Source organism: Streptomyces sp. NPDC059866, from assembly GCF_042731325.1.
In the GTDB taxonomy this organism is placed as follows: domain Bacteria; phylum Actinomycetota; class Actinomycetes; order Streptomycetales; family Streptomycetaceae; genus Streptomyces; species Streptomyces flavusporus.
This window is the reverse complement of the sequence record NZ_JBHWJT010000007.1, coordinates 25,034-39,190: the sequence shown is the minus strand read 5'-3', so window position 1 is coordinate 39,190 and position 14,157 is coordinate 25,034. Positions and strand designations below refer to the sequence as shown.

Genomic DNA, 14,157 nt, shown 5'->3' with positions numbered 1-14,157 from the left:
TGGTGAGCAATGCTCTCGGTGGTGAGCTGTGCTCTTGGTGGTGAGCGGTGCTCGCAAAGCAGTGCGCCGCTCCACCTCGCCGCCTCGTAGAATCGCCGGGTGAACGCCCCCCTGTCCCCGGCCGAAACCCTCCGCACCGCCCTCGCCGGGCTGCTCGACGGACTTCCGCCCCGGCAGGCCGCGCAGGCCGTGGAGCGGCTGATCGGTCATTACCGGGGCGCCACCCCGACCGACGCCCCGATCCTTCGGGACCGTGCCGACGTGGCCGCGTACGCCGCGTACCGGATGCCGGCCACGTTCGAGGCGGTGCGCTCGGCGCTGAGGGCGTTCGCGGCGGCCGTGCCCGGGTGGGTGCCCGGCGGGCATGTGGACGTCGGGGGCGGTACCGGCGCCGCGAGCTGGGCCGTCACCGCCACCTGGGGCGGGGTCCGGCCGGTGACCGTGCTGGACTGGGCCGAGCCCGCGCTCGCGCTCGGGCGCGAGGTCGCCGCCGCCAACCCGGCGCTGCGGGACGCCCGCTGGCAGCGCTCTCGTATCGGAGCGGCGCTCACCCTCGAGAGCGCTGATCTCGTCACCGTCTCCTACGTCCTCAACGAGCTCACCGCCCCCGACCGCGCCGCCCTCGTCGACGCTGCCGCGGCCGCCGCCCAGGCCGTCGTCCTCGTCGAACCCGGCACCCCCGACGGCTACGCCCGCATCATCGACGCCCGCGACCGTCTGATCGCCGCCGGCTTCCACATCGCCGCCCCCTGCCCGCACAGCGCCGCCTGCCCCATCGCCCCCGGCACCGACTGGTGCCACTTCTCGGCGCGGGTCAGCCGTTCCTCGCTGCACCGCCAGGTCAAGGGCGGCTCCCTCGCCTACGAGGACGAGAAGTTCAGCTACGTCGCCGCCACCCGTTTCCCGCCCACGCCGGCCCCCTCCCGGGTCGTCCGCAAACCCCAGATCCGCAAGGGCCAGGTCCTCCTCGACCTGTGCGAGACCGACGAACAGCTCCGCAGGACGACCGTCACCAAACGCCACGGCGACCGGTACAAGGCGGCCCGCGACGCCGACTGGGGCGACGCGTGGCCGCCCGCGGAGTCGTCGTAGGCGGGTCGCCGCTCCCTCTGTGATCTGTGACGCCCGTCACCTCCGGCCGTGTCACATCCCGCCGAGCCGTTCCGTCAGGGATGTGTAGCCACCGACCACGGCAGAGGAGTCCACCATGGAAGCCCGTTTGAACGTCTTCGGCAGCCCGACCGCAGGCAAGTTCCTGAAGCACATCGTCTCGGCGGGCAAGGTGCTCGCGGACTCGCCGCTGCCCACCGCGACGCAGGAACTGGTGAACCTCCGCGCGAGCCAGATCAACGGCTGCGGTTTCTGCACCGACATGCACACCAAGGACGCCCTCGCCGCCGGTGAGACCTCCGTACGCCTCAACCTGGTCGCGGCCTGGCGCGAGGCCACGGTGTTCACCGAGGCCGAGCGTGCCGCGCTGGAGCTGACGGAGGAGGGCACCCGCATCGCGGACGCGGCCGGTGGGGTCTCGGACGAGGTCTGGGCGAACGCCGCCAAGCACTACGACGAGGAGCAGCTCGCCGCCCTGGTGGCCCAGATCGCTCTCATCAACACCTTCAACCGGCTGAACGTGATCATCCGGCAGCCCGCCGGCGACTACCAGCCCGGCCAGTTCGGATAGCCGGGAGTGCGTCGGGGGCGGCTCGGTCCGGGCACGTGACGAGACGCAACGTCTTGTCGGCCTGGTAAATTCGCCTCATGGCCAAGAAGTCCGCCCCCGACGCCACCCGCCGCAGCGAGAAGTCCCGTCGCGCGATCTACGCCGCCGCCCTCGAACTCGTCGGCGAGGTCGGTTACGCCAAGACCACCGTCGAGGGCGTCGCCGCCCGCGCCGGCGTCGGCAAGCAGACCATCTACCGCTGGTGGTCGTCGAAGGCCGACGTCCTGCTGGAGGCCTTCCTCGACCTGGCCGGGCAGACGGCGCAGGACGCCGGACAGGAGCCGTACGCCACCATCCCGGACACCGGCGACCTCGCCGCCGACCTCAAGGCCGTCCTGCGCGCCACGGTCGACGAGCTGCTCGACCCCCGGTTCGAGGTCCCCTCCCGCGCCCTGGCCGCCGAGGGTCTGGTCAACGAGGAGCTCGGCCGGGAGTTCGTGGCCAAGCTCCTCGAACCCTCGCTCCAGCTGTACGTCCAGCGCCTGCGCTCCGCGCAGAAGGCCGGCGACGTACGCCCCGAGGTGGACCCCCGTATAGCCCTGGAACTCTTCGTCTCCCCGCTCGCCCAGCGCTGGCTGCAGCACACCGGGCCCATCTCGTACGAGTACACCGACACCCTCGTCGACTACGCCCTGTACGGACTCGCGCCCCGATGACCTGCACCCTGATAAATCGCGGCAAAGTGCCTGATGACCCCTGATCCCTGTGTGGAGTACGTCTCGTCCCACCCACCCCGGTTGGGGACTGCGGCCACTCAAGGAGCAGGATGGTGGGACCATGGAGCAAGCTGTCCGTTTCGGCAGCGAGGTTCAACGGCGAGGTTCGACAGCGAGGCGAGGGGATAGATGAGCGCGGAGTTCGGCGGTCGCACCGGCCGGCAGGGCAAACTCTCCCAGTGGCTGCGGGGACGCCGCCCGAAGGAGGCCGCTGCCGACGACGGCGGCCGTGAGGACCTGCTGCTCGCCGTCGCCGCCGCGGGGCTGCCGCTGGCGCCCGCCGCGTACCCGGCCCCCGGTTACCGCTGTTCCTGCGATCGCGTCGGCTGTCCGACGCCCGCCCGGCACCCGGTGTCGTTCGCCTGGCAGACGCAGTCCACGACCGACCGCGCGCAGATCGAGCGCTGGGCCCGCCATCAGCCGCAGGCCAACTTCATCACCGCGACCGGCATGGTGCACGACGTCCTCGACGTGCCCCTGGAGGCCGGTCGCGAGGCGTTGCAGCGTCTCCTCGCCGCCGGCGTGGAGGTCGGCCCGGTCGCCGCGAGCGACGACGGCCGCATGCTGTTCTTCACCCTCACCCGCGGCACCCCCGAGGACGAGGACGAGTGGTGGCCGTGCGAGCTGGACTGTCACCCCGAGACGATGGACGAGCATCCGGGCCTGCGCTGGCACTGCCGCGGCTCCTACGTCCTCGTCCCCCCGGCCCGCCTCCCCGGCGACGACCAGACCGTGCACTGGGTACGCGGCCCCGAGCATGCGCTGCCCGATCCGCTGAGCCTGCTGGAAGTCCTCACCGACGCCTGCGCCCGGTACGCGGGCACGGAGCCGGACCACGCGAGCGCGGCCTGGCCCCTGCGCCACTGAGCGGCCGAGCTCCCTACTCGCCCTTCGCCGCCGTCAGCCCCTGGATCCGGCCCAGCACCGTCACCTGCTGGTCCCCGGAGCCCTTCTCCGGGTCCAGAGCCACCTCGTTGGAGACGACCTCCAGCGTCAGTGACTGCTTGATCTCGCCGGTCGTCAGGGCCTCGACGTCCTTGCTCGGCGTCGGTACCGACGTGCCGGCCGCGGCCGTCTGCTTCTCGAAGTGGCGGGTGCTGAAGAACACCAGCGCCCCGCCGTCGGCGGTGCGCAGCGCCACGGGGGCGTAGTCGCCGTTCGTCAGCGGCTCGTCGATGTACTGGGTGGCCAGGCCCGGCTTGCTCTTGTTCTTGTCACGCAGTTCGCGCCACGTGGTGGTGTGCGTGCCGGGCGCGAAGGCGTCCCCGCCGTCCTGGAGGTACGTCGTGTAGTTCTGGCTCAGGTCGCCCGGTGCCACGGCGAGTTCGGGGGAGTTCGCGGGGATCGCCTCGGCCCAGCCGTCCTTGTCCTTCTTGAACTCCGGTACCTTGCCGGGCGCCACCAGCGTGAGATACGACACCTGCCACTGCTCGGTGAGCCCGTTGCGGGTGAACACCATCAGCCAGCGCGCGGCGGAGCCCTTGTTGGCCGCGGCGTCGGCGAGGAACCAGCGCGGCCAGCCGGCCTTCTTCGGGATGGTGTACTCGACGTCGCTGAACTTCAGCGGGGAGTGCGCGGGATTGCCGTCCGGGTTGTTGGCGCGGCCGGCCTTCAGCCGCGCCTCGTCGATGGCGGCCAGGGGGCCGGTGACGTGGTCGGCGTCGAGGGAGCTGTCGTAGGCCTTGTCGGCCCTGTTGTACGCGGCCGTGAACTCGGCCAGCGCCCTGGCAGCCTCGTCCTCGGTCGTCGCGGGGAGCACCTCACGCTCGCCGTGCACCACCACGCACCCGCTCGCCGTCACCGACAAAGCGGTCATCGAAGCTGCCATGAGCACGCTCCGGTCCAGCCTGCGAAGCCTGCGAGGGCCGCGATCCCTGCTCATCGGGTCCTTTCACCTTCCCCTTCCCGGAGGCGAACCCTACCGGGACCGGGGAACGCGCGGGCGCCGGGACCGACTTCAGCTGCCACACCGTGACCTGGCCTTCACACGTCCCGCCGGGGAGTCACCAGGACCGCTCCCGTGCGCGGGTGCGGGAGCACCTCGACGGGCTGGTCGTAGACGTCCGTGAGGAGCCGGTCGGAGAACACCTCGGCCGGCGGCCCGTCGGCGGCGATCCGGCCGGCGTGCAGGATCGCGACCCGGTGCGCGTAGGCCGCCGCGAGCCCCAGATCGTGCAGGACGACCACCACCGCGTCGCCGGCCCGGGCCCGCTCCCGGCACAGCCGCAGCACCAGCTCCTGGTGCTTGAGGTCGAGGGCGGCGGTCGGCTCGTCGAGCAGCAGCAGCGGGGCGCGTTGGGCGAGTACCCGGGCGAGCGCGACCCGGGCCCGCTCGCCGCCGCTGAGCGCGGAGAAGGGCCGCGCGGCGAACGCGGTCACCTCGGCCCGCGCCATCGCCTCGCCGACCGCTGTGTCGTCCGAGTCGGCGCCCTCCCCGCCGACGGCCGCCCAGGGTGCGCGCCCCATCCGGACCACCTCCTCCACCGTGAACGGGAAGGACAGCGCCGCCGACTGCGGCAACACGGCCCGGCGCAGAGCGAGTTCGGACGCGGACCAGTCCGACACCGGGCGGCTGTGAATCCGTACGACGCCCTCCGCGTCCGGGAGATCGGCGGCCAGGGCGCCCAACAGGGTCGACTTTCCCGCCCCGTTGGGGCCGACGAGGGCGAGCACCTCGCCGCCGCGGACGGTCATGTCGACGCCGTGCAGGACGGTACGCCCACCGAGGCGGACCTGCAGGCCCTCGGTCTCGGCGAGGACGTCGCCGGGCACCGGCACCGGTGGGGGAACGGGTCGCGTGCGCAGGCGGATCACGCCCAGCCTCCTTGCTTGCGGCGGGTCCGGCGCAGCAGCCAGAAGAAGAACGGGCTGCCCACCAGGGCGGTCAGGACGCCGAGCGGCAGTTCGGCGGGGGCGGCGAGGGTGCGGGCCGCGAGATCGGCGCCGAGCAGCACCACCGCACCGCCGAGCGCGCTGCCCGGCATCAGGAAGCGGTGCCCGGGTCCTGCCGCCATCCGCAGCAGGTGCGGTACGACGAGACCGATGAAGCCGATGACACCGGAGACGCTCACCGCGGCCGCCGTCAGCAGCGCGATGACGAGGATGAGCACGATCCGCAGCCGCTCCACGTCCACGCCCAGGTGGCGGGCGGGCCGGTCGCCGAGGGCGAGCAGGTCCAGGCGGCGCGAGTACAGCGGCGCGAGCAGCAGGCCGACCGCCGCGCACGGCAGCACCGCGAGCACCTTCGGCCAGGTCGCCTGGGCGAGGGAGCCCAGCTGCCAGAAGGTGATCTGGTTCACCGCAGCGGTGTCGGCGAGGAAGATGAACAGGCCGACGAGCGCCCCGCAGAAGGCGTTCACCGCGATACCGGTGAGGATCAGCGTCACGACCTCCGTGCGGCCGCCCGAGCGCGACATGGCGTACACCAGCAGCACGGTGCCGAGACCGGCGACGAAGGCCATCGCCGGGAGGGTCCAGTTGCCGAGGAAGGTCAGACCGAGCGCGATCGAGGCCACCGCACCGACCGCCGCGCCCAGGGAGACACCGATCGTGCCCGGTTCGGCCAGCGGGTTGCCGAACACGCCCTGCATCAGCGCGCCCGCGCAGCCCAGCGAGGCCCCGACGAGCAGGGCGAGCACGATCCGCGGGAAGCGGACGTTCCACAGCACGGACTCGGCGACCCGGTCCGACTCGGCGCCGCCCAGCCCGGCTTTGTGCAGCACCGAGCCGAGGAGGTCACCGACCGGGACCGGGTACGCGCCGATACCGGCGGCCACCGGGACGAGGACGAGCAGGGTGAGCACCATCCCCGCGGTCAGCAGCCAGGCGGTGCCCCGGGGTCTGCGGGGCGGGGTGTCGGGCGGTGGGGCCGCTTCCTCGGCGGCCCTCTTCTCCAGCACCGTCATACGGCACCACCCATCGCCCGGTTCCTCTCGGTCGGTGCTTCAATGCCGGGGTGACTGACTACGACGTCCTGCGTGTCTTCTGCGGCCCCGGCGGGGGATACGGCAACGAACTCGGCGTCGTCCGTGACGGCTCGGTCATGCCCGAGCGGAGCGACCGGCAGGCGTTCGCCGCGAAGCTCGGCTTCAGCGAGACCGTGTTCGTGGACGATCCCGAGCGCGGGGTCATCGACATCTACACCCCCAGCACCCGGCTGCCCTTCGCCGGACACCCCTGCGTCGGCGTGGCCTGGCTGCTCGACGTGCCCGAACTCCTCACGCCTGCCGGGGTGGTGGGCGCCCGGCAGGACGGGGAGTTCAGCTGGATCGAGGCCCGCGCGGAGTGGGCTCCGCCGCGCACGCTCCGCCGGTACGGCAAGGCGGCCGAGGTGGACGAGCTGCTGGTGCCGCCGCCCGGGGAGTGGGTGTACGCCTGGGCCTGGGAGGACGAGGCGGCGGGCCGCGTCCGCGCCCGCGCCTTCCCCGGCCGCGACGACGGCATCGACGAGGACGAGGCGACCGGCGCGGCCGCCCTTCTCCTCACCGACCGACTGGGCCGGGCCCTCAACATCACCCAGGGCACGGGCTCGCAGATCCTGACGGCTCCTCAGCCGGAGGGCTGGGTGGAGATCGGCGGACGCGTGTTCCTCGAGCGCTAGGGCCTGTCCGGCGGATCATGCCGCAGACGCGGGGGCTGGCACGCCCATCTGCGGCGTTGTCGTCGGTTGCCGACGCTCCGCGTCGCCGCCCTCCTCCGCCTTGCAGCTGGACGCACCAGAACCCGCTCACCAGCGCTATTAGGGTGCGGCCGATTTCCTGCGACCTGATCCGCCGGACAGGCCCTAGGCGCTGAGCGGGAACTCCTCGCTCAGTGCCTGGAAGACCGCCATGTTCAGCCGGAACGCCCGCTGGCACTCGGCGATGACCCGCTGCTTCTCCAGGTCGTCCGCCCGGACGTCGTCCAGCAGTTGGCGGTAGCCGCGCTTGAAGGCCGCCGGGTTGGAGATCTGGTCGAAGACGTAGAAGCGGACCCCGTCGCCCTTCTTGTCGAAGCCCCAGGTCTTCTCCGCCCGGTCGCGGACGACCTGGCCGCCGGCGAGGTCGCCGAGGTAGCGGGTGTAGTGGTGGGCGACGTACCCGCCCGGCCAGGTGCGGGCACACTCCTCGATCCGGTCGGCGTACGCCTGCGTGGCGGGCAGCGCGGAGAGGGTGGAACGCCAGCCGGGGCCCCGCAGATGCGCCAGGTCCCGTTCGAGCGACGCCATCCGCATCAGCTCCGGGCGGACGAAGGGGCCGGCCACCGGGTCGGACGTCAGCCGCTCGGCGCCGGACTCCAGGGCCTCGTACACGAACCACAGCTGCTCGGTGTAGCGCGCGTAGGCGTCCACCCCCAGCCGGCCGCCCAGCAGATCGCTCATGAATGTCGACGAGTTCGCCTCTTCGTGCAGCTCGTGGGTGGTGGTGCGCAGGAGCGTCGAGAAGGAGTCCATGAGCCCAGATTCTCTATGGTTAGGCTTACCTAAGTCAATGCTTTTGCCGACTCGCTGTCGGTAAATGTGTACCCGAATCGCCCCGGAAACCACCCAAAAAGGCCCGCCCTCCGAAGAGAGCGGGCCTGCACGGCGGGGCCGGTCAGGGCAGCGTCAGAATCTCCGCTCCCGTGTCCGTCACCACCAGCGTGTGCTCGAACTGCGCCGTCCGCCTGCGGTCCTTCGTCACGACCGTCCAGCCGTCGTCCCACATGTCGTACTCGTGCGTGCCGAGCGTCAGCATCGGCTCGATCGTGAAGGTCATCCCGGGCTGCATGACCGTCGTCGCGTGCGGGCTGTCGTAGTGCGGGATGATCAGGCCCGAGTGGAAGGACGAGTTGATGCCGTGGCCGGTGAAGTCGCGGACCACGCCGTAGCCGAAACGCTTGGCGTACGACTCGATCACACGGCCGATGACGTTGATCTGGCGGCCCGGCCTGACCGCCTTGATCGCGCGGTTGAGGGACTCGCGCGTGCGCTCCACCAGCAGACGGCTCTCCTCGTCGACGTCGCCGACCAGGTACGTGGCGTTGTTGTCGCCGTGCACCCCGCCGATGTACGCGGTGACGTCGAGGTTGATGATGTCGCCGTCCCGCAGGACCGTGGAGTCCGGGATGCCGTGGCAGATGACCTCGTTGATGCTCGTGCACAGGGACTTCGGGAAGCCGCGGTAGCCGAGCGTCGAGGGATAGGCGCCGTGGTCGCACATGTAGTCGTGCGCCACCTTGTCCAGCTCGTCGGTGGTCACACCCGGTGCGATCAGCTTCGCCGCCTCCGCCATCGCCCGCGCGGCGATACGGCCGGCGACGCGCATCGCCTCGACCGTCTCCGGGGTCTGCACCTCCGGCCCCGCGTACGGGGTCGGCGCGGGCTTGCCGACGTACTCGGGGCGCCGGATGTTTCCGGGCACGGAACGGGTGGGAGACAGCTCCCCTGGGACGAGCAGCGACTGGCCAGACATATCAGGGAGTCTAACCAGCGGGCATACGAGACCATGTCCCTGGCGAAAGGAGCCGGTCATGGCCCTGTTCAAGAAGCGCACGGTCGGTAAGCCGGGCGAGTGGTACTACTGCCTGCTGCACAAGAAGGTCGAGGAAGGGCCGGAGTGCCCCGCCAAGGACCGCTTCGGGCCGTACGCCTCCCGCGCGGAGGCCGAGCACGCGATGGAGACCGCCCGCGAGCGCAACCTCGAGTGGGAGACCGACCCCAAGTGGCACGACACCCCCACCGGCACGGACGACGACTGATCAAGCCTTGGTCGCCGCCCGCTGGGCGCGCACCCGCACCGCGTGCTCGCTCGTCCGGGCGTCGTACGTCATCAGCTTCGGCAGGCACAGGGCGAGCAGCCCCACCGCGCCCACGCACAGCAGCCCGCCCGACCACACCGACGCCCGCACACCCCACCACGCGGCGAAACCGCCCGACCTGACCTGGCCGAGGGTCGGCCCGACCGAGTACGACAGCAGCTCGATCCCGGCGAGCCGGCCCCGCAGCTCGTCCGGGATCGTCTGGTTCCACATGACCCCGCGGAAGATCCCGCTGACCATGTCGCAGCCGCCGGCCACGGTCAGGCACAGCAGCACCAGCCACACGTTGCCGACGACTCCGGCAGCCGCGATGGACACGCCCCACAGAGCGGCCGAGAGGACGACCATCCGGCCGTGCCGGTGGATCCGCGCGGTCCAGCCGCTGGTCACGCTCACCAGCAGCGACCCGAGCGGCACCGTCGCGTACATCAGCCCCAGCGACCACTCGGCGTCCAACTCGTCCGCCAGGAACGGCAGCAGGGCCAGCGGCATCGCCAGGAACATCGCGGCGAGGTCCACGGCGTAGGTGCCGAGGAGCTCCTTGCGGCTCCAGGCGTACCGGGCGCCCTCGGCGATGGCCCGCAGCGAGGGTTTCGCCGCCTCGTGAGAGGCGGGGGAGGAGGCGAGGGGAATGATCAGCGCGACCGAGACGACGAAGGTGACCAGGTCGGCCGCGTAGGCCCAGCCGAGCCCCGCGTACGCCACCACCACACCCGCCACGGCCGGGCCCGCGACCCCGCCGACCGTCCAGCGCAGGGAGTTGAGGGAGGTCGCGGCCGGCAGGTGCTCATGGGCGACGATCCGCGGCCAGAGCGAGTCGAGTGCGGGGCGCTGTACGGAGAAGAGAGCCGAGGACAGGGCGGCCACGACATACAAAGGCCACACGGCGGGCTGCGGCAGCAGCGCGTTCACCAGCAGCACCGCACTGAGCAGCCCCTGTCCCGCCTCGGTCCAGATGATCAGCCCGCGCTTGTCGAGCGCGTCCGCGAGCGCACCGCCGTACAGCCCGAAGACGATCAGCGGGATCAGCTCCACGGCACCGATCGCCCCGACCGCCGCCGCTGACCCCGTGAGTTCCTTGATCTGCACCGGCAGCGCGACGAACGTCAGGAAGCTCCCGAAGTTCGAGATCAGCCCCGACAGCCACAGCCGCCGGAAGTCGGCGGAGGCCCGCCAGGGAGCGAGGTCCGGCAGGAGGGCGCGCAGGCCGGAGGGCGGTTCGTCGGTCACGAACGGTCATGCTCCGCGGGTGGCGGAGCCGGCGGCAACTGCTTTTCGGCCGGCGGGCAGGGTCACCAGCGGGCAGGCGGCGGCGCCGTCAGTTCGTCCGCCAGCCTCGCCAGCCGGTCCCTCAGCCGCCGCCCCCGCGCCGCGGGCAGCGCGTTCTCCCCGGCCGCCGCGCTCACCAGGTGCTGCACGGTGTCCAGGTCCAGCTCGGACTCCTCCCGCACGGCCAGCGTCTCGTGCGCCATCGCGGTGAGGTCCCCGTCGGCCGAACCGAGGGCCAGCACCGTCGCCCCGGCCCGCCGCGCGTCGTGCACCCGCTCCAGCAGCGGCGCACCCGGGCCCTCGGGCGACACCACCAGCAGCGTCTCACCACGCCGGGCCGCCTCGATGCGCCCCAGCCCGACCGCCAGATGCGCCGGATCCGAGGGGCGCGCGTCATGGCGTACGAGGGTGGGGGCCAGCTCCGGCGTACCCGACCAGGCCGCCTCGTCCACCAGATGGGCCGCCAGATGCCATGGCTCGTACTCCGGCGCGCCGACGAGCAGCAGCCCGCCCCCGTGCGACACCACCGACCCGCGCAGCACCCCCGCGAACCGCCGGGTGGCTCCCAACCACTCGGTCCCGGCGAGCACTTCACGCAACAACGCGACCCGTACGGCATCCATACGGCCGTATCCTGCCGTAACAGGGCACTCGTGACCCGGAGTTCACCGTGAATTCGCCCAAGATGGGCACAGGGCCGCAATCCCGTGAACGGTCACCCCGAGGAGTCGCCCATGCCAGCAGCAACCGTCCCCTTCCGCGCCGGCCGCGAGGGTTATGCCAGTTACCGGATCCCGGCGGTCGTCGCCACGGACTCCGGCACCCTCCTCGCCTTCTGCGAGGGCCGGGCCGAGTCCGCGCACGACTGGGGAAACATCGACATCGTGCTGAAACGCTCCACGGACGGCGGCCGCACCTGGGGCCCGTTGCAGGTGGTCGCGGACAATGGCACCGACCTCGCCGGGAACCCCGCCCCGGTCGTCCTCGACACCGGACGCATCCTGCTCGTCCACGTCCGCTCCGCCGCGGCGGCCGCCGAGGAGCTCATCGTGCGCGGTGAGGTGAAGGAGGCCGACGGGCGCCGGGTGTGGGTGCAGCACAGCGACGACGACGGCCGGACCTGGTCGGAGCCCAGGGAGATCACCGAGCAGGTGAAGCAGCCCGGCTGGCGCTGGTACGCCACCACCCCCGGCCACGGCATCCAGCTGAGCACCGGCCGGGTCGTCGTCCCCGGCAACCACACACTGCCGCCGGCCGGCACCGACCTCGGCAACGAGCCCCGGTACAACGGCGGCCACTGCCTGCTCAGTGACGACCGTGGCGAGACCTGGTACCTCGGCTACCTCGACGACAGCGACGACGACTACGTCAACGTCAACGAGACCACCGCCGCCGAACTCCCCGACGGCCGCGTCTACTTCAACACCCGCACCGACTCCCGCTCGCCCGGCAACCGGGCCGACGCCCACTCCGAGGACGGCGGCAGGACCCTCGTGAAGCCGTTCCGTCCGCAGGCCGGGCTGACCGCCCCCGTCTGCCAGGCCAGCGTCCTCCAGCTCCGCGACCCCGACATCCTGCTCTTCTCCGGTCCCGCCGCCCGCGGCCGCGCCCTGATGACCCTCCGCGCCTCCGCCGACGGCGGCAGGACCTGGCGGCCGGTGTTCACGGTCGACGGCCTGCCGGCGGCGTACAGCGACCTCGCGCGCGTCGACGCGTCCACCGTCGGACTCCTCTACGAGACGGGCGACTTCGGCGCGTACGAGACGATCAGCTTCCTGCGGGTCCCCGTGACGGACCTCACCTGACCCTGTGGGGCCGCGGGAGCGGACGTAAAGTCGGCCCATGACCTCTACCGACAGTGCTGCACAGAAGCCCGCGAAGGCCCCCGCCAAGGACCCCTGGGACCTGCCCGACGTCTCCGGGCTGGTGGTCGGCGTGCTCGGCGGGACCGGGCCGCAGGGCAAGGGCCTCGCCTACCGGCTCGCCCGGGCCGGCCAGAAGGTGATCATCGGTTCCCGGGCGACGGAGCGCGCACAGGCCGCCGCCGAGGAGCTGGGGTACGGCGTCGAGGGCGCCGACAACGCCGAGTGCGCGCGGCGCAGCGACATCGTGATCGTCGCCGTGCCGTGGGAGGGCCACGGCAAGACCATCGAATCCCTGCGCGAGGTGCTGGCCGGCAAGCTGGTCGTCGACTGCGTCAACCCGCTCGGCTTCGACAAGAAGGGCGCCTACGCGCTGAAGCCGGAGGAGGGCAGCGCCGCCGAGCAGGCCGCCGCGCTGCTGCCGGACGCGCGGGTCACCGCCGCCTTCCACCATCTGTCCGCCGTGCTGCTCCAGGACCCGGAGATCGAGGAGATCGACACCGACGTCATGGTCCTCGGCGAGGAGCGGGCCGACGTCGAGATCGTGCAGGCGCTGGCCGACCGCATCCCCGGTATGCGCGGCATCTTCGCCGGCCGGCTGCGCAACGCCCACCAGGTGGAGTCGCTGGTCGCCAACCTGATCTCCGTCAACCGCCGCTACAAGGCGCACGCGGGACTGCGCGTCACGGACGTATGAGGCGATGGGGGACACTGGTGGTCAGCCACTCTGCCCAGCAGTGTCCCCCGACAGGAGCCGAACGCCATGCCCCGCCTCGCCCTCTATGCCCTCGCCGTCTGCGTCCTCGCCGTCGTCGCGGCCGTCATCTCCTTCGTGCAGGGCAGCTGGCTGGGCGTCGTGTGGGTGCTGCTCGCGGGACTGTCGTCGAACATGACCTGGTACTACCTGAAGCGCGGCCGGAGCACTCGGCGCAACCCGTCGGTCACGGGCTGACCGAGCAGTACTCGTTGGTGCCGAGCCAGAAGCGGTACAGCTCGTAGCCGCAGTACGTGTCGACATCGTCGATCCCGAGACCCCGCAGCACGGCGTCGACCAGGTCGAAGAACGCGCCGTTCAGCGCCGGGATCCACAGCAGTGCGAACACCAGCAGCAGCCCGAAGGGCGCGAGCGGCTCCACCTGGCGGCGGATGTTGTACGACAGCCAGGGCTCGATGACGCCGTAGCCGTCCAGGCCCGGCACCGGCAGGAAGTTCAGGATCGCGGCCGTCACCTGGAGCAGCGCCAGGAAGGCGAGGGCGTACTGGAAGTCGCGCGGTACGCCGTCGAGCGCGTCGAGCCAGAAGGGTGCGGTGCAGACGGCGGCGAAGAGAACGTTCGTCAGCGGACCCGCCGCCGAGATCAGACTGTGCCGCCACCGCCCCCGGATCCGGCCCCGCTCGATGAAGACGGCACCGCCCGGCAGCCCGATCCCGCCCAGGATCACGAACAGCACGGGCAGCACGATGCTCAGCAGGGCGTGCGTGTACTTCAACGGGTTGAGCGTGAGATAGCCCTTCGCCCCGACCGAGATGTCCCCGCTGTGCAGCGCGGTACGTGCGTGCGCGTACTCGTGCAGGCAGAGGGAGACGATCCAGGCGCCCGTCACGAACAGGAAGACGGCCACCCCGGGCTGCTCCGCGAACCCGGTCCAGGTGGCCCATCCGGTCACCGCCGTCACGGCCAGGATCCCGAGGAAGACGGGGCTGATCCGCCGGTCGCTGCGGCGCGTGGCGGCAGTGGTCATGGGGAGGGCTCCTGAAGTGGTGGACGGACGGCTGGTCCGGGTAGACCGTATCCGCCGGATGCCCCGGACGG

17 protein-coding genes and 1 pseudogene are annotated in these 14,157 nt (G+C 71.7%); 9 read left to right on the top strand and 9 right to left on the bottom strand.

Annotated features, from left to right (window positions below; all coding sequences use genetic code 11):
* Positions 1-99 precede the first annotated feature (99 nt).
* The 4 genes from ACFV7R_RS12420 (at position 100) to ACFV7R_RS12405 (ending at position 3,303) form a co-directional block, all read left to right on the top strand.
* Positions 100-1,092, top strand: a complete 993-nt coding sequence (locus ACFV7R_RS12420; protein ID WP_385262926.1) for a small ribosomal subunit Rsm22 family protein — start codon at positions 100-102, stop codon at positions 1,090-1,092.
* Positions 1,093-1,207: 115 nt separating this feature from the next.
* Positions 1,208-1,681 carry a carboxymuconolactone decarboxylase family protein gene (locus ACFV7R_RS12415; RefSeq protein WP_385262925.1) on the top strand — a complete coding sequence of 158 codons (474 nt, stop codon included), beginning with the start codon at positions 1,208-1,210 and terminating at the stop codon, positions 1,679-1,681.
* 77 nt (positions 1,682-1,758) lie between these two features.
* Positions 1,759-2,376: a TetR/AcrR family transcriptional regulator gene (locus ACFV7R_RS12410; RefSeq protein WP_385262923.1), complete on the top strand. Its 618-nt coding sequence runs from the start codon at positions 1,759-1,761 to the stop codon at positions 2,374-2,376.
* A 189-nt stretch (positions 2,377-2,565) separates the two neighbouring features.
* Positions 2,566-3,303, top strand: a complete 738-nt coding sequence (locus ACFV7R_RS12405) for a bifunctional DNA primase/polymerase (protein ID WP_385262921.1) — start codon at positions 2,566-2,568, stop codon at positions 3,301-3,303.
* 13 nt (positions 3,304-3,316) lie between these two features.
* Here the strand turns inward: ACFV7R_RS12405 and ACFV7R_RS12400 are convergent, their stop codons facing one another.
* The 4 genes and pseudogenes from ACFV7R_RS12400 to ACFV7R_RS12385 form a co-directional block, all read right to left on the bottom strand.
* A complete protein-coding gene (locus ACFV7R_RS12400; RefSeq protein ID WP_385262919.1) occupies positions 3,317-4,318 on the bottom strand; it encodes a hypothetical protein in 1,002 nt (333 codons plus the stop codon).
* Positions 4,281-4,415 (bottom strand): annotated as a pseudogene (locus ACFV7R_RS12395) (iron transporter); the annotation flags it as partial. The gene ACFV7R_RS12400 and the pseudogene ACFV7R_RS12395, both read right to left, overlap by 38 nt.
* A 4-nt stretch (positions 4,416-4,419) precedes the next feature.
* Positions 4,420-5,250 (bottom strand): heme ABC transporter ATP-binding protein, encoded by an 831-nt coding sequence (locus tag ACFV7R_RS12390; protein WP_385262916.1) that lies wholly within the window; start codon positions 5,248-5,250, stop codon positions 4,420-4,422.
* Positions 5,247-6,341 carry a FecCD family ABC transporter permease gene (locus ACFV7R_RS12385; RefSeq protein WP_385262914.1) on the bottom strand — a complete coding sequence of 365 codons (1,095 nt, stop codon included), beginning with the start codon at positions 6,339-6,341 and terminating at the stop codon, positions 5,247-5,249. The genes ACFV7R_RS12390 and ACFV7R_RS12385 overlap by 4 nt, the downstream gene beginning before the upstream one ends.
* Before the next feature lie 50 nt (positions 6,342-6,391).
* On the opposite strand from ACFV7R_RS12385, the gene ACFV7R_RS12380 reads away from it, so the two are divergent.
* Positions 6,392-7,036 carry a PhzF family phenazine biosynthesis protein gene (locus ACFV7R_RS12380; protein WP_385262911.1) on the top strand — a complete coding sequence of 215 codons (645 nt, stop codon included), beginning with the start codon at positions 6,392-6,394 and terminating at the stop codon, positions 7,034-7,036.
* A gap of 183 nt (positions 7,037-7,219) precedes the next feature.
* On the opposite strand, the gene ACFV7R_RS12375 is transcribed toward ACFV7R_RS12380, so the two are convergent.
* Both ACFV7R_RS12375 and map read right to left on the bottom strand, forming a co-directional pair.
* Positions 7,220-7,867 (bottom strand): heme oxygenase (biliverdin-producing), encoded by a 648-nt coding sequence (locus ACFV7R_RS12375; RefSeq protein ID WP_385262908.1) that lies wholly within the window; start codon positions 7,865-7,867, stop codon positions 7,220-7,222.
* Positions 7,868-8,009: 142 nt separating this feature from the next.
* Positions 8,010-8,867 (bottom strand): type I methionyl aminopeptidase, encoded by an 858-nt coding sequence (gene map, locus ACFV7R_RS12370; RefSeq protein WP_385262906.1) that lies wholly within the window; start codon positions 8,865-8,867, stop codon positions 8,010-8,012.
* Between the two features lie 58 nt (positions 8,868-8,925).
* Between map and ACFV7R_RS12365 the strand changes: the two genes are divergently transcribed.
* Positions 8,926-9,153: a hypothetical protein gene (locus tag ACFV7R_RS12365; RefSeq protein WP_129800769.1), complete on the top strand. Its 228-nt coding sequence runs from the start codon at positions 8,926-8,928 to the stop codon at positions 9,151-9,153.
* Here the strand turns inward: ACFV7R_RS12365 and ACFV7R_RS12360 are convergent, their stop codons facing one another.
* A complete protein-coding gene (locus tag ACFV7R_RS12360) occupies positions 9,154-10,443 on the bottom strand; it encodes an MFS transporter (protein WP_385262904.1) in 1,290 nt (429 codons plus the stop codon).
* A 62-nt stretch (positions 10,444-10,505) separates the two neighbouring features.
* Positions 10,506-11,105: a hypothetical protein gene (locus tag ACFV7R_RS12355; RefSeq protein ID WP_129800767.1), complete on the bottom strand. Its 600-nt coding sequence runs from the start codon at positions 11,103-11,105 to the stop codon at positions 10,506-10,508.
* A 111-nt stretch (positions 11,106-11,216) separates the two neighbouring features.
* On the opposite strand from ACFV7R_RS12355, the gene ACFV7R_RS12350 reads away from it, so the two are divergent.
* The 3 genes from ACFV7R_RS12350 (at position 11,217) to ACFV7R_RS12340 (ending at position 13,296) form a co-directional block, all read left to right on the top strand.
* Positions 11,217-12,287 carry an exo-alpha-sialidase gene (locus ACFV7R_RS12350; protein WP_385262902.1) on the top strand — a complete coding sequence of 357 codons (1,071 nt, stop codon included), beginning with the start codon at positions 11,217-11,219 and terminating at the stop codon, positions 12,285-12,287.
* Positions 12,288-12,324: 37 nt separating this feature from the next.
* A complete protein-coding gene (npdG, locus tag ACFV7R_RS12345) occupies positions 12,325-13,041 on the top strand; it encodes an NADPH-dependent F420 reductase (protein WP_385262900.1) in 717 nt (238 codons plus the stop codon).
* Positions 13,042-13,107: 66 nt separating this feature from the next.
* A complete protein-coding gene (locus ACFV7R_RS12340) occupies positions 13,108-13,296 on the top strand; it encodes a hypothetical protein (protein WP_385262898.1) in 189 nt (62 codons plus the stop codon).
* Here ACFV7R_RS12340 and ACFV7R_RS12335 read toward each other — a convergent pair.
* Positions 13,286-14,086, bottom strand: coding sequence for a site-2 protease family protein (locus ACFV7R_RS12335; RefSeq protein ID WP_385262896.1), 801 nt, complete (start codon positions 14,084-14,086; stop codon positions 13,286-13,288). The two genes, ACFV7R_RS12340 and ACFV7R_RS12335, sit on opposite strands and share 11 nt — an antisense overlap.
* Positions 14,087-14,157: the final 71 nt, after the last annotated feature.